Origin of the sequence: Micromonospora sp. WMMD967, from assembly GCF_029626165.1 — a bacterium.
Taxonomy (GTDB): domain Bacteria; phylum Actinomycetota; class Actinomycetes; order Mycobacteriales; family Micromonosporaceae; genus Micromonospora; species Micromonospora taraxaci.
On the sequence record NZ_JARUBK010000001.1, the window covers coordinates 2,804,492 to 2,818,597 of the forward strand.

At 73.0% G+C, this 14,106-nt stretch carries 14 protein-coding genes; 10 read left to right on the plus strand and 4 right to left on the minus strand.

Annotation, left to right across the window (positions count from 1 at the left end):
• Positions 1-135 precede the first annotated feature (135 nt).
• Both O7631_RS13135 and O7631_RS13140 read left to right on the plus strand, forming a co-directional pair.
• A complete protein-coding gene (locus O7631_RS13135; protein WP_007075406.1) occupies positions 136-432 on the plus strand; it encodes a DUF4193 domain-containing protein in 297 nt (98 codons plus the stop codon).
• Positions 433-548: 116 nt separating this feature from the next.
• Positions 549-1,415, plus strand: a complete 867-nt coding sequence (locus tag O7631_RS13140) for a hypothetical protein (RefSeq protein WP_278144472.1) — start codon at positions 549-551, stop codon at positions 1,413-1,415.
• Positions 1,416-1,426: 11 nt separating this feature from the next.
• Here O7631_RS13140 and O7631_RS13145 read toward each other — a convergent pair whose 3' ends face one another.
• Complete coding sequence (locus O7631_RS13145) at positions 1,427-1,951, minus strand: DUF3093 domain-containing protein (protein WP_278144473.1); 525 nt, start codon at positions 1,949-1,951, stop codon at positions 1,427-1,429.
• A gap of 90 nt (positions 1,952-2,041) precedes the next feature.
• On the opposite strand from O7631_RS13145, the gene dut reads away from it, so the two are divergent.
• From dut to O7631_RS13165, 4 genes are all read left to right on the plus strand, one after another.
• Positions 2,042-2,578, plus strand: coding sequence for a dUTP diphosphatase (gene dut / locus O7631_RS13150; RefSeq protein WP_278144474.1), 537 nt, complete (start codon positions 2,042-2,044; stop codon positions 2,576-2,578).
• 25 nt (positions 2,579-2,603) lie between these two features.
• The gene (locus O7631_RS13155) at positions 2,604-3,254 is read left to right on the plus strand and encodes a DUF3710 domain-containing protein (RefSeq protein WP_278144475.1); all 651 of its coding nucleotides are present in this window, start codon (positions 2,604-2,606) and stop codon (positions 3,252-3,254) included.
• Positions 3,255-3,358: 104 nt separating this feature from the next.
• Positions 3,359-3,739, plus strand: a complete 381-nt coding sequence (locus O7631_RS13160; protein WP_269680468.1) for an OB-fold nucleic acid binding domain-containing protein — start codon at positions 3,359-3,361, stop codon at positions 3,737-3,739.
• Positions 3,740-3,764: 25 nt separating this feature from the next.
• A complete protein-coding gene (locus O7631_RS13165; protein WP_278144476.1) occupies positions 3,765-4,448 on the plus strand; it encodes a DUF3159 domain-containing protein in 684 nt (227 codons plus the stop codon).
• 21 nt (positions 4,449-4,469) lie between these two features.
• Here the strand turns inward: O7631_RS13165 and O7631_RS13170 are convergent, their stop codons facing one another.
• Positions 4,470-5,159 carry a TrkA family potassium uptake protein gene (locus O7631_RS13170; RefSeq protein ID WP_088990863.1) on the minus strand — a complete coding sequence of 230 codons (690 nt, stop codon included), beginning with the start codon at positions 5,157-5,159 and terminating at the stop codon, positions 4,470-4,472.
• A gap of 3 nt (positions 5,160-5,162) precedes the next feature.
• Positions 5,163-5,828, minus strand: a complete 666-nt coding sequence (locus O7631_RS13175) for a TrkA family potassium uptake protein (protein ID WP_145784891.1) — start codon at positions 5,826-5,828, stop codon at positions 5,163-5,165.
• 164 nt (positions 5,829-5,992) lie between these two features.
• On the opposite strand from O7631_RS13175, the gene O7631_RS13180 reads away from it, so the two are divergent.
• The 4 genes from O7631_RS13180 to dxs all read left to right on the plus strand — a co-directional run bounded on the left by O7631_RS13180 (position 5,993) and on the right by dxs (position 12,538).
• On the plus strand, positions 5,993-8,101 hold the full coding sequence (locus tag O7631_RS13180; protein ID WP_278144477.1) for an APC family permease: 2,109 nt from the start codon (positions 5,993-5,995) through the stop codon (positions 8,099-8,101).
• Entirely contained in the window at positions 8,094-9,335 is a 1,242-nt protein-coding gene (locus O7631_RS13185; RefSeq protein ID WP_278144478.1) for a class I SAM-dependent RNA methyltransferase, read from the plus strand. Before O7631_RS13180 ends, O7631_RS13185 begins: the two co-directional genes overlap by 8 nt.
• A 13-nt stretch (positions 9,336-9,348) precedes the next feature.
• Complete coding sequence (locus O7631_RS13190; RefSeq protein WP_278144479.1) at positions 9,349-10,509, plus strand: anhydro-N-acetylmuramic acid kinase; 1,161 nt, start codon at positions 9,349-9,351, stop codon at positions 10,507-10,509.
• An 82-nt stretch (positions 10,510-10,591) separates the two neighbouring features.
• Entirely contained in the window at positions 10,592-12,538 is a 1,947-nt protein-coding gene (gene dxs, locus O7631_RS13195) for a 1-deoxy-D-xylulose-5-phosphate synthase (protein WP_269680462.1), read from the plus strand.
• A 69-nt stretch (positions 12,539-12,607) separates the two neighbouring features.
• Here dxs and O7631_RS13200 read toward each other — a convergent pair whose 3' ends face one another.
• Positions 12,608-13,765 (minus strand): hypothetical protein, encoded by a 1,158-nt coding sequence (locus tag O7631_RS13200; protein WP_278147925.1) that lies wholly within the window; start codon positions 13,763-13,765, stop codon positions 12,608-12,610.
• Positions 13,766-14,106: the final 341 nt, after the last annotated feature.

The window sequence follows — 14,106 nt, forward strand, 5'->3', positions numbered from 1 at the left end:
CGCCCCAGCGAGCTCGACCCGTTCGGTCCTCGGGTCGGGTGCCCGACACAAGTGGTGGCCGGCCAGCGGAACCGAAACAGCGTCGTCCGGCGTTACAACCGGAAGCGACAACATCGATATGGGAGAGTGAAACCGATGGCCACCGACTACGACGCCCCGCGTCGCGACGAGGTCGACCTCGGCGAGGACAGCCTGGAAGAGCTCAAGGCACGGCGCGTCGACTCACAGTCGGGCGCGGTGGACGTCGACGAGGCCGAGGTCGCCGAGAGCTTCGAGCTGCCCGGTGCCGATCTGGCCGACGAGGAGCTCACGGTCAAGGTGCTTCCGATGCAGCAGGACGAGTTCCGGTGCGCCCGCTGCTTCCTGGTCCACCACCGTAGCCAGCTGGCAGTCGAGCGAAACGGCGAGTTGATCTGCCGCGAGTGCGTCTGACAATCACGACATCGGCGGCGGCCTCCTGAACGGGGCCGCCGCTGCCGGTGTAGGCATGCGCCACGGGTGGGTACCTGCTTGACTCGTAGCGGGTAGCCACAGCACCGGGAGGTCCGATGAGCGATCGAGGCGGCACCACCGACGGCGGCGCGGGTGACCTCGGCGCGGCGAGTGGCGTGGGCGAGCCCGACGGCGCGGGCAACCCCGCTGCCGCCAGCGCGGACGACCTCGGTGCCACCGTCGCGGCGTTGACCGCCGACGACATCGCGCCGGCCCGACGCCGTCAACTGCTGACCCGGATGGTCGGGCAGGCCCGCGCGCGGGGCATCTCCGACCTGTTCAAGCCGCGTGCCGCCGTGCGCTGGATGGTCGACACCGTCGCCGAGATCGCCCCACACGTCCCGGTACGCGACCTGGACACCCTGCGTCGGCACTTTCCCGGTCTGGACGACGCGGCCCTGGCCGACCGGCTCGTCCGTAACGCGTCCCGGACCACCGCCGCGATCGGCGCGGCCGGAGGGGGAGTCGCCGCCGTCGAGTGGACTGTCGCACCGACCCTGCTCTCCGCGCCGGTGCTGCTCGCCGCCGAGACCGTCGCGGTGGTGGCGGTGGAGCTGAAACTGGTCGGCGAGCTGCACGAGATCCACGGGGTCGCGCTGCCGGCCGCCGGCAGCCAGCGGGCGGTCGCCCTGGTGCACTCCTGGGCCACCCAGCGGGGGGTCAACCCGATGGTGCCCGGCGTCGGAGTGGGCGCGGTGCTCGGCACCGCGGCGCGCAAGGAACTGCGCGAGATGCTGCTGCGGCGGTTCGGGCGCAACCTCACCACACTCGGTCCGTTCCTGACCGGCGCGGCGGTGGCCAGCTTCCTCAACCGGCGGGCGACCCAGCAGATGGCCGAGCAGCTTCAGGTGGACCTGCGGCGGCGGGGCATCGCCCGGCCCGCGCCACCGACCGCCCTGCCGGGCCCACCGACGGGCACCTGAGCGGGGTCGGGTCAGCCCTGCTCGTTGACGGGGCCGGAGAGCGTCAGCGCGTCCCGCGCGGCCAGCACGGCCTCGGCCAACTCGACGGGGTGCCGCGTGCTCACCACCCAGAACGGGGTCGGGTCGGCCGGATCGTCGAGCACCACCTGCACGGCGCCGCCGACCCACGGGCGTTGCACCACGAACGCGAGCGGGTCCGCGCCGACCCCGAGCACCTCACGGCGGCCGGCCACGTCCAACGGCACCACGTCGGCCACGAAGCGGACCGGCAGGCGTGCGTCGTCCACCCGCAGCTCGGAGCCGACCACACCGACCCGGATCCGGCCCAGCCACCACAACCCGACGGCGGTGAGCGGCAGTAGCACGGCGAACGGCAGCCAGGAGCGGACACCGGGCGCGCCCATCCAGATCTCGACGGCCAGCAGCGCGGCGGCCACCAGCCCGGCCAGCCACAACCACCAGGGCAGGTCCAGCCGTTCGGTGTACGCCGTGCGGGCGTCGACCGGCGGCTGATCGGCGGACGGAGAGGGCGACATGCTCACTCCTGCGAGGGTACGGCGCACGGCGGCCGGTCGAACCGGCAGGATGGCAGGGTCACCCCGCGAACCGGACGGAAGAGGGGACCAGTGACCGACGTCGTACCCGTGCCCGTGCAGCTGCTCGACTCCGAGCTGCCGCTGCCCACGTACGCCCATCCCGGCGACGCCGGGGCCGACCTGGTGGCGGCCGCGGACGTGGAGCTGCCACCCGGCGGACGCGCCCTGGTGCCCACCGGAGTGGCCATCGCGTTGCCGGAGGGGTACGTGGGCCTCGTCCACCCCCGTTCCGGTTTGGCGGCCAGGCTCGGCGTGACGGTGCTCAACGCGCCCGGTACGGTCGACGCCGGCTACCGGGGTGAGATCATGGTCAACCTGATCAACCATGATCGGGATGTGCCGGCGAAGATCTCCCGCGGCGACCGGATCGCACAGCTCGTGGTCCAACAGGTCGCGCGGGCGCGGTTCGAGCCGGTGGTCGAGTTGTCCGCGTCCCGGCGTGGCACCGGCGGGCACGGTTCCACCGGCGGGCACGCCGGGCTGGTGCCGTCGCCGACGGGCCAGGACCGGGCCGATCGACGGCCGGACGAGCCGGGCCGCGGGCAGACGGAAGAGATGGCAGGGTGAGTGTGAACAGCGGAGGGTGGGCGCAGTGATCTTCTCCCGAAAGCGGGCCGATGCCGAGCGGCAGACCCGTGACGAGCGGGCCACCCAGGTCCCGGACCAGGGCGACGCGGCGCCGTCGTTGGAGCGCGGCCCGTACGACATCTCCGAGAGCTACGACGACGTGCAGCGGCTCGACCTGGGCAGCCTGCACATCCCGGCGATCGCCGACGTCGAGGTGCGGGTGCAGGCCGACCCGCAGGGTGTGATCCAGCAGGTCGTGCTGGTGCACGGCGACAACGCCCTCCAGTTGGGCGTGTTCGCCGCCCCCCGGTCCGAGGGGATCTGGGACGAGGTGCGCGAGGAGATCCGCCAGTCGCTGCTGCGCGACGGCGCGAGCGCGCAGGAGGTCGACGGCGAGTACGGCCCGGAGCTGCACGCCCAGGTGCGTACCCCGGATGGCCCGACGAACCTGCGGTTCGTCGGCGTCGACGGACCGCGCTGGATGGTCCGCGGCGTGTTCCAGGGTCCGGTGGCCACCGACCCGGCCCTGGCCGGGCCGCTCGTGGAGTGCCTCGACGGCCTGGTGGTCGACCGTGGCCAGGAGGCGAAGCCGGTCCGCGAGCCGCTGCCGCTGCGCCTGCCCAAGGAGGTCGCCGACCAGGCGGGCGACGCTGCCGCCGAGCCGCGCCAGGTCTGACCCGCGCCCACCGGCCCGCCGGAACCGGCCCCGTCGGCGTACGCTGGCGGCACGGTTCCGGCGCAGCCGGGGACGGCGAGCGTGGAGAGGGTGGCGCGGAGGTCATGATGACCGACGAGGGCAGGGTGTCGCTGCGGCGACTTCTGCAACGGTTCACCGCCAGCGAGGCCGAGATCGACGCGCAGGAGCTGCGTCGGGAGAGCGCCGAGTGCGGCGGCATCCCGGCCCAGATGTGCTCCCGGGGCCAGTTGGTGTCGGTCGCCGGCCGGCTGCGCACCGTGGTCTACACGCCGCGCACCAATCTGCCCACCCTCGAAGCCGACCTGTACGACGGCAGCGACGTGGTGACCCTGGTCTGGTTGGGTCGACGGCACATCGCCGGGATCGAGCCGGGTCGGCACCTGACCGCCCGTGGTCGGGTGGCCGTCCGCGACGACCGCAAGGTCATCTACAACCCCTACTACGAGCTGGACTCGCCGAAGTGACGGCGCTGCGGACGGAAGGCCGGCGATGACGACGGGACAGGACCGGGCGGCGCAGCCGGAGATCGATCCGCAGGACGACGAGTCGCTGCCGACGATCGCCGAGCAGATGGCCGACCAGCTCGGCGGCTGGCGGGGCCTGGTCGAGTCGAGCATCCCGGTCGTGGTCTTCGTCCTCGCCAACATCATCGGCGAGTTGCGGCCGGCGGTGATCGCCTCGGTTTCGGTCGCGCTGCTGATCGCGGGGGTGCGGCTGGCCCAGCGTCGGCCGATCCGGCACGCCGTCAACGGCCTGTTCGGCGTCGGTGTGGGCGCGGCCATCGCGTGGCGCACCGGGGACGAGCGTGACTTCTACCTTCCCGGCATCCTGTACGGCATCGGGTACGGCGTCGCCCTGTTGATCTCGGCGGCGATCCGGCAGCCCCTGGTCGGCTGGATCTGGTCGGTGCTGGTCGCGAAGGGCCGCTCGGAGTGGCGCGACGACCCGAAGCTGGTGCGCACCTTCACCCAGCTCACCGTGCTGTGGGGCGTGGTCTGGCTGGCCAAGGTTGGCGTGCAGGCCGGGCTCTACCTGGCCCACCAGGACACCGCGCTGGGCGTGGCCCGGCTGGTGCTGGGCTACCCGCCGTACGCGCTGCTGCTGCTGATCACGGTCTGGACGGTGCGCCGGGTCACCCGGGAGGCTCCGCCGACCCCGGTGCCCGGCGCCTGAGCGCGGCGGCTGCCTGTCGGGTCAGCGGGAGCTGCGGGTCCGTTCGACGCTGTCCGGCCCGAGGATCACCACGCGGACCTGGTCCTCCACCTCGGCGGTGCAGACGAAGATCAGTTCGTCGCCGGCCTCGATCGGGTCGTCCGGGCTGGGCACCAGGACCCGCTTGCCGCGCAGGATCGCCACCAGGGCGGCGTCGCGGGGCAGTGGCACGGCGTGGATGGGCTGACCGACGTACGGCGCGGTCGGCGGCAGGGTGATCTCGACCAGGTTGGCCTCACCCTGACGGAAGGTCATCAGCCGGACCAGGTCGCCGACGGTCACCGCCTCCTCGACCAGCGCGGCCATCACCCGTGGCTTGCTCACCGCGACGTCGACGCCCCACTGCTCGGTGAAAAGCCACTCGTTCTCCGCCCGGTTGACCCGGGCGACCACGCGGGGCACCGCGAACTCGGTCTTGGCCAACAACGACAGCACCAGGTTGGTCTTGTCGTCGCCGGTCGCCGCGACCACCACGTCGCAGCCGGCGACGTTGGCCTCTTCCAGGCTCGCCACCTCGCACGCGTCGGCGAGGACCCACTCGGCGGCCGGCACCCGGTCCGGGCGCAGCATCTTGGGTTGGCGTTCGATCAGCATCACCTGGTGGCCGTTGTCGATCAGCTCCTGGGCGATCGAGCGGCCCACGTTGCCCGCGCCCGCGATGGCGACCCGCATGGCTCAGTGCCCCCCTTCCGGCGGCGCCGCCGCCACCGACGTGACAGTCGCCACGATGTCATCGCTGACCAGCATGAACACCTGGTCGCCCTCCTGCACGACGGTGGAGCCGGTGGGCAGCGTGCCGATACCGAAGCGGATCAGGTAGGCCACCCGGGCGCCGGCCGCGTCCTCCAGGTTGCGCACCGACCGGCCGATCCAGTCCTTGTGCACCGGCACCTCGACGATCGACACGGTGCTGGTGGGGTCGCGGAAGATCTCCACGTTGCCCTCCGGCACGAGGTGCCGGAGCATCCGGTCGGCCGTCCAGCGCACCGTCGCGACGGTGGGGATGCCCAGCCGCTCGTAGACCTGCGCCCGGCGCTGGTCGTAGATGCGGGCGGCGACCCGGGACACGCCGAACGTCTCGCGCGCCAACCGGGCCGAGATGATGTTGGAGTTGTCGCCGCTGGACACGGCCGCGAAGGCGTCCGCGCGCTCGATGCCGGCCTGTCGGAGCACCTCGCCGTCGAAGCCCGCCCCGGTCACCGTGATCCCGGCGAAGTCGGGGCCGAGCCGACGGAAGGCGTCGGCGTCCTGGTCGATCACCGCCACCGAGTGCCCTCGGGACTCCAGGCTGTGGGCGAGGGTCGACCCGACCCGGCCACATCCCATGATCACGACGTGCACGCTGTCCCTCCCAAGGTGCGTACCGCCCCCGCTGCCGGTGGCCTTCCGAGTGCGAGCCTGCCACGTTCCGGTGGGGAGCGGGGACCGACCGTACCCCGTCGTCGCGGGCAGCGGTGATCGCCCACCCCCGCGTTCCCGCCGTGGTGGTCGTACCCTTGGCGTTCGTGGCCAGTCCCACCTCGCTGGTGAAGCGACTTCTCCTCGGTCGACCGTTCCGGTCCGACCGGCTGCAGCACACCCTCCTGCCGAAGCGCATCGCGCTGCCCGTGTTCGCCTCCGACGCGCTGTCCAGCGTCGCGTACGCGCCCGACGAGATCCTGCTGACCCTCTCCATCGCCGGGGCCTCCGCCTACGTGTTCTCCCCGTGGATCGCCCTCGCGGTGGTCGTGGTGATGCTCACCGTGGTGGCGAGCTACCGGCAGAACGTCTACGCCTACCCCTCCGGTGGCGGCGACTACGAGGTGGCCACCGTCAACCTGGGTCCGAAGTTCGGCGTCGGGGTGGCCAGCGCGCTGCTTGTCGACTACGTGCTCACGGTGGCGGTGTCGGTCTCCTCCGGGGTGGCCAACCTCGGCTCGGTGGTGCCGTTCGTGGCCACCCACAAGGTCCTGATCGCGGTGAGCGCTGTGGTGCTGTTGACCGCCGTCAACCTGCGCGGTCTGCGCGAGTCGGGTACCGCGTTCGCCATCCCCACCTACGGCTTCGTGATCGTGATGGGTGGGATGCTGTTCACCGGGCTGTTCCGGGTGTTCGTGCTGGGCGACGAGCTCCGCGCGCCGAGCGCCGACCTGGTGATCCAGGCCGAGCACAGCGTGACCGGTTTCGCGCTCGTCTTCCTGCTGCTGCGAACGTTCAGCTCGGGTGCCGCCGCGCTCACCGGTGTGGAGGCGATCTCCAACGGAGTGCCGGCGTTCAAGGCGCCGAAGAGCCGCAACGCCGCCACCACCCTGCTGCTGCTCGGCACCATCTCGGTGAGCATGCTGGTCGGGATCATCTGGCTGGCCCGGCTGACCCACCTGCAGTTCGTCGAGGACCCGGGTCTTCAGATCATCTCCGGCCCCGACGGGTACGTGCAGAAGACGGTCACCACCCAGCTCGGCGAGACGGTCTTCGGCTCCGGCTCGATCCTGCTCTACGTGGTGGCCGGAATGACCGCCCTGATCCTCTTCCTGGCCGCGAACACCGCGTTCAACGGTTTCCCGGTGCTCGGCTCGATCCTCGCCCAGGACCGTTACCTGCCCCGCCAGTTCCACACCCGGGGTGACCGGCTGGCGTTCTCCAACGGCATCAGCTTCCTCGCCCTCTTCGCGATCGTGCTGATCGTCGGCTTCCAGGCCGAGGTGACGAAGCTGATCCAGCTCTACATCGTCGGGGTCTTCGTCTCGTTCACCGTTTCCCAGGCCGGCATGATCCGGCACTGGAACCGGCGCCTGCGTACCGAGCGGGACCCGGAGGCGCGCCGCCGGATGTTCCGCTCCCGGGCGATCAACACCTTCGGCGCGGGTCTGACCGGTACGGTGCTGGTGATCGTCCTGATCACGAAGTTCCTGCTCGGCGCGTGGATCGCGATCGCCGCGATGGCGGTGATCTACGTGCTGATGCTCGCCATCCGCCGGCACTACGACCGGATCGCCGTCGAGTTGACCCCGCCGGACGAGGGCCGGGCCGTGCTGCCCGCCCGCAACCACGCGATCGTGCTGGTCAGCAAGCTGCACCAGCCGACGCTGCGGGCGATCGCCTACGCCCGGGCCACCCGGCCGGACACGCTGACCGCCGTCACCGTGAACGTGGACGAGAACGACACCCGGGACCTGCAGGCCGACTGGGAGCGGCGGGAGATGGCCATCCCGCTCACCGTGATCGACTCGCCGTACCGGGAGATCACCCGGCCGATCCTGGACTTCGTGGCGTCCACCCGCCGCAAGTCACCCCGGGACGTGGTCACCGTCTTCATCCCCGAGTACGTGGTCGGCCGCTGGTGGGAGAACCTGCTGCACAACCAGAGCGCCCTGCGCCTCAAGGGCCGGCTGCTCTTCGAGCCGGGGGTGATGGTGGTCAGCGTGCCGTGGCAGCTCGCGTCGACGGCGAGCAAGAACCTGGACCGGCTCGACGCCACGCTGTCGCGGACCCCGGCACGCGGGCCACGCGGCACGGTGCCGCCGGTCTCCGACCCGCCGCCGGTCTCGGCGGCACCGGTCTCCGCCCCGCCCGGCGCGGGCGGCCCGGCGGGCGGCCCGGCGGGCGGCGGGACGGGAGACGGCGGCCGTGACTGAGCCCAGCGAGCGTGGACTGGCCGAGGCGGAGCGGGTCGAGCTGACCGTCGACGCGGTCGCCCCCGGCGGGCACTGCGTGGCCCGGGTGGACGGGCAGGTGGTCTTCGTCCGGCACGCGCTGCCCGGTGAACGGGTGATCGCCGAGGTGACCGAGGTGCACCGCGGGTTCGTCCGGGCCGACGCGGTGACGGTGTTGGACCCCTCACCGGATCGGGTCGAGCCACCCTGCCCGTACGCGAAACCGGGTGCCTGTGGTGGCTGCGACCTGCAACACGTCGCCCCGGACGCACAACTGGCCTGGAAGACCGCAGTGGTGCGCGAACAGCTGGTCCGCCTCGGCGGGCTGACCGACGTCGAGCTGGACCGGCTCGACGTCCGGGTCCGGGCGTTGCCCGGCGGGCTGCTCGGCTGGCGCTCCCGGGTCCGCTACGCGGTGGACGCCGCGGACCGCGCCGGTCTGCTCAAGCACCGTTCGCACGAGGTGGTGCCCATCGACCGCTGCCGCATCGCCCACCCGGCCATCCAGGAGCTGCCGGTGCTCACACCTACCGGCGCGCGCTGGTCGGCCGCCGAGGCGGTGGAGACCGTCGCCAGCACCGGCGGCGACGTGACCGTCACGGAGATCCGCGCGGGCGTACCCGCCCCGGTGAGCGGGCCGGCCGAAGTCCGCGAGGTGGCCGCCGGACGGGACTGGACGCTGCCCGCGTCCGCGTTCTGGCAGGTGCACCCGGCCGCGGCGAGCACCCTCTCCACCGCGGTGCTGGAGCTGCTGGACCCGCAGCCCGGCGAGATCGCGTGGGACCTGTACGGCGGCGCGGGGCTGTTCGCCGCCGGGTTGGCCGAGCGGGTCGGTGCGACCGGCCGGGTGACACTGGTCGAGGCGGCGGGGCAGGGCGTCGCCGCGGCCCGGGAGAACCTCGCCGACCTGCCCAGCGTCGAGGTCGTGTCGGCCCGGGTGGAGACCGCGCTGGCCCGTCGACGGATCACCGGCCCGGTCGACGTGGTGGTGCTCGACCCGCCGCGCTCCGGCGCCGGCGCCCCGGTGGTGCGCGCGCTGGCCGCTGCCGGCCCGCGGGCGGTCGCGTACGTGGCGTGCGACCCGGCGGCCTTCGCCCGGGACGTCCGCACCTTCACCGACCTGGGGTGGCGGTTGGCCGCGTTGCGGGGCTTCGACCTGTTCCCGATGACGCAGCACGTCGAACAGGTGGGGTTGCTGCTCCCGCCGACCTCCTGACTAACCTGGCCCGATGAAGATCGTCGGGTTGATGTCCGGGACGTCGTACGACGGGGTGGACGTCGTCGCGGCGGAGTTCGAGGTCGAGGGGGACACCCTCTGGCTGCGGCCGTTGGGGCACCGTGGCCTGGACTACGACGAGGAGCTGCGCGCCGAGATCGCGGCGCTGCTGCCCCCGGCGGCCACGACCGTCGAGGCCGTCTGCCGGCTCGACAACCGCCTCGGCGAGGTGTTCGCCGACGCGGCGGCGGTCGGCCTGGAGCTGGCCGGTGGGCGGGCCGACGCGGTGGTCTCGCCCGGTCAGACGGTGTTCCACTGGGTCGCCGACGGGGTGGCCCTGGGCACCCTGCAACTGGGCGCGGTGGCCCGGGTGGCCGCCCGGGTCGGCGTACCCGTGCTCAGTGACCTGCGTTCGGCGGACATCGCCGTCGGCGGGCAGGGCGCGCCGCTGGTGCCGGCCTTCGACGCGTTGCTGCTCGACGCCGCCGCCGGGCCGCGCGCGGCGCTGAACCTCGGCGGCATCGCCAACCTCACCGTGGTCGCCCCGGGGGCGCCGGTCCTCGGGTACGACGTGGGCCCCGCCAACGCCCTGCTGGACGCTGCCGCCCGCCGCTTCCTGGACCAGCCGTGCGACGTCGACGGCGCGCGGGCGGCGGCCGGTCGGGTGCACACCGGGCTGCTCGCCGCGCTGCTGGCCGAGCCGTACTACGCGGCGGCCCCGCCCAAGTCCACCGGCAAGGAGCTGTTCCACGCCGGTTACCTGGACCGGCACCTGACCGCGCTGGGTACGCCGGTGCCGGTGGACGACCTGCTGGCCACGCTGACCGAGCTGACCGCACGGGTGGTGGCCGCCGAGTGCGACAGGCACGGCGTGGCCGAGGTGATCGCCGCCGGCGGTGGTGTGCGCAACCCCACCCTGCTGCGGCGGCTCGCCGCCCTGGGCGAGGGCCGGTGGCGGCTGCGCGGCACCGACGAGTTGGGCGTGCCGGCGCAGGCCAAGGAGGCGTACGCCGTCGCGCTGCTGGGGTGGCTGTCCTGGCACGGGGTGCCCGGATCGATTCCGTCGGTGACCGGCGCCACCCGCGGCGCGGTGCTCGGGTCGTGGACACCCGCCGGACCCGCGTATTCGGGCCGCCCGACCGAGCCGCCCCGCCGGCTGCGGATCCGCCCCTGATCAGGCACTCAACTCGCGGGGGTTGGTGTGACGGGCTCGGCCCGGGCTGCGGAGTACCACAGGGCCGATAGACTCTCCGGTCATGAGTGTTGAAGAGGACACGGCCAACCACGGCCGGCTGCTGGGGACGGTACGCGGTCCGCAGGACGTCAAGCGGATGTCCGGCGAGGAGCTGGACGTCCTCGCCGCCGAGATCCGGGACTTCCTGATCGCCAAGGTCTCCCGCACCGGTGGGCACGTCGGGCCCAACCTCGGTGTGGTCGAGCTGACGCTGGCCATGCACCGCGTCTTCGACTCGCCCCGGGACCGGCTCCTGTTCGACACCGGCCACCAGGCGTACGTGCACAAGATCCTCACTGGGCGTCAGGCCGGCTTCGACAAGCTCCGCCAGCGCGGTGGCCTCTCCGGCTACCCCAGCCAGGCCGAGAGTGAGCACGACCTCATCGAGAACTCGCACGCCTCCACCGCGCTCTCCTACGCAGACGGCCTGGCCAAGGCGTACGCCCTGCGCGGTGAGCAGCGCAGCGTCGTGGCCGTGGTCGGCGACGGCGCGCTCACCGGCGGTATGTGCTGGGAGGCGCTGAACAACATCGCCACCGCCGGCAACTCGCTGGTGATCGTGGTCAACGACAACGGCCGTTCCTACTCGCCCACCATCGGCGGGCTGGCCGACCACCTCTCCTCGCTGCGGCTCAACCCGGGCTACGAGAAGGTCCTCGACACGGTCAAGGACGCGCTCGGCTCCACCCCGCTGGTCGGCAAGCCGATGTACGAGGTGCTGCACGCGGTCAAGAAGGGCATCAAGGACGCCGTCGCCCCGCAGGCGATGTTCGAGGACCTCGGCATCAAGTACGTCGGCCCGGTGGACGGGCACGACGTGGCGGCCGTCGAGGCGGCGCTGCGCGCGGCGAAGAACTTCGGCGGCCCGGTGATCGTGCACGCGGTCACCCGCAAGGGCTACGGCTACCGTCCCGCCGAGGAGGACGAGGCCGACTGCCTGCACGGCCCCGGCGGCGCCTTCGACGTGGAAACCGGCGCGCTGTTGGCCGCCCCGGCCGTGAAGTGGACGCACGTCTTCGCCGACGAGCTGCTGGCCGTCGCCGACGAGCGCCCGGACGTGGTGGGCATCACCGCCGCCATGGCCGAGCCGACCGGCATCGCGAAGCTGGCCCGCAAGTACCCCGAGCGGGTGTACGACGTGGGCATCGCCGAGCAGCACGCCGCCACCTCGGCGGCCGGGCTGGCGCTCGGCGGCCTGCACCCGGTGGTCGCTGTCTACGCCACCTTCCTCAATCGCGCCTTCGACCAGGTCCTGCTGGACGTGGCGATGCACAAGCTGCCGGTGACCTTCGTGCTGGACCGGGCCGGCATCACCGGCCCGGACGGCCCCAGCCACTACGGCATCTGGGACATGTCGGTCTTCGGGGTGGTGCCCGGGCTGCGGATCGCCGCCCCCCGGGACGCCGCCACGCTGCGCGAGGAGCTGCGCGAGGCGCTCGCCGTCGACGACGGCCCGACCGTCGTGCGCTTCCCGACCGGCACCGTCGCCGCGGACCTGCCGGCGCTGCGCCGGGTCGGCACCGTCGACGTGCTGGCCGAGTCGGCGCGTACCGACGTGCTGCTGGTCGCCGTCGGCTCGTTCGGCCAACTCGGCATGGAGGTGGCCGCCCGGGTCGCCGAGCAGGGCTACGGAGTCACGGTCGTCGACCCGCGCTGGGTGCGTCCGGTCCCGGCGGAGCTGGTCGACCTGGCCGCCCGGCACCGGCTCGTGGTCAGCGTGGAGGACGGCGTACGGGTCGGCGGGGTGGGCGACGCGCTCGCACAGGCGATGCGCGACGCCGACGTCCGGGTGCCGCTCAAGGACCTGGGCGTACCGGCCGACTGGCACCCGCACGGCACGCGGGCGCAGATCCTCGCCGACCTGGGCCTGACCGCGCAGGACGTGGCCCGCGACGTCACCGGTTGGATCTCCGGCCTGGACGCCACGCCGGACCGCCTCACGCCGAGCGACGCGGCCGCCCAGAACTGACCCGACAACGAACGGCGGGCGCCCCCTCCCGGGGACGCCCGCCGTCGCGTTGTGCGGGTCGAGGTGGGGTCAGTCGGCTGGTTGCACCGAGCGGTAGTGGGTCTTGTCGGTGTTGGCGAGGCTGTAGGTCTGGGAACGGGACGGGCTGGGGACGACCGCCAGACCGGGTCGTTCGACCAGCAGGGGAGTGCCCGGTGGCACGGACAGGGAGCTGTCCCGGGTGGGCCGCCAACTGAGCACCACAAGCGGTTGGCCGGGCACCGGCAGTTGGTACGCCTGCAACGGGGTGGCCCGGTCGGCGGGCGAGACGACGGGCGCGCTCCCGTCGGCGGGCCGGTAGACCACGGCGGTCATCGCGCCGGCGTCGGTGTCCCAGCTGAGCTGCTGCAACTCGGCCGCCTCGCCGCCTCCGAGGGCGACCTCGCCGAGCGAGCGGACGGTGAGTTTCGCCATCGGCCAGGACGTCGGCACCGAACGCGGGGCGTCCCGGTCGCCGATCCGGCGGGGGATGCTGCCGAACGGACCTCTGTCGCCGGCCAGGACGCAGGTGTCCAGGCCGGTGAGTGCCCGCCGCCCCGTGCCCGACTCGTCGCGGACCAGCGGGTAGCGCGGATCGACGGTGCCGGTGCCCAGGTCGAGCAGTCGGTCCGCGGCCCGCCCCCGGGGGAGTGACTCGGTGGTGCGCAGGGTCGCCGTCACCCCGACCGCCGTGCACGACGGCACGTCCACCGGCGCGCTGAGGCCGTCCGCGACGGTCAACGTCCGATCCTTGGGCCCGACCAGCGTCTGCACCCGGGCGGAGACCAGGTAGCGCCGGCCGGCGGCGGTCTGCACGGGCAGCACGTCGGAGTAGACGAGGTAACCCGGGTCGGTGTACTCGGCGGCGCGGGTCACCGCGTAGCGGTCGCCGTCGCGGGTGAGTTGCAGCAGCCAGGAGGCACTCTCGCCGGGCACGTCGGCGGCGACGAGAGCAACCGGGGCGCCGTCGACCCGACCGGAGAAGAGGATGCCGGACGAGGGCAGGTGCGCCCGGTCGTCGTCCGGTGAGCGCCAGTCGCGGACGGCCCGGGTGACAGCTGCCGTCGCCGTGGCGTCGGTCGACAGGTCACCCCGGGGCGGCCACACGGCCAACGACCCGTCCAGACTGTCGTACCCGACCCGCAGGTCCTGCGACTTCCTCTCGGCCACCGGACCGCAGGCCGTGCTGGCCAGCAGTGCGCTGAGCAGGACGGGGAGCGCCCTGCCGTACCGACGGCCTGGAGTCACCTGGCCCGCCCCCGATCGCCTCGCCGTCGCTGTCGGAAAGCGCCATAGTACGAGATGTCCGACGCGAGGCCCCAGTTGCCCGCCGCTGTTCTCACCACATTGGACCACACCGGGGCTTTAGTGCGTTTTCGTTGCTCCGGTAGACTCCGCCGACTGTGACGCCTGCCGAGTCCCGCGCCCTGCCCGCGCCGCGCCCGGAGGCCGCAGCCGGCCCCGACGAACTGGTGAGCTACCGCACACCGGTCGGCATCCTCGCCGGCCCCGCCGCCCTGACCGGAAGGTCGACCGCCCCGGCCGACTCC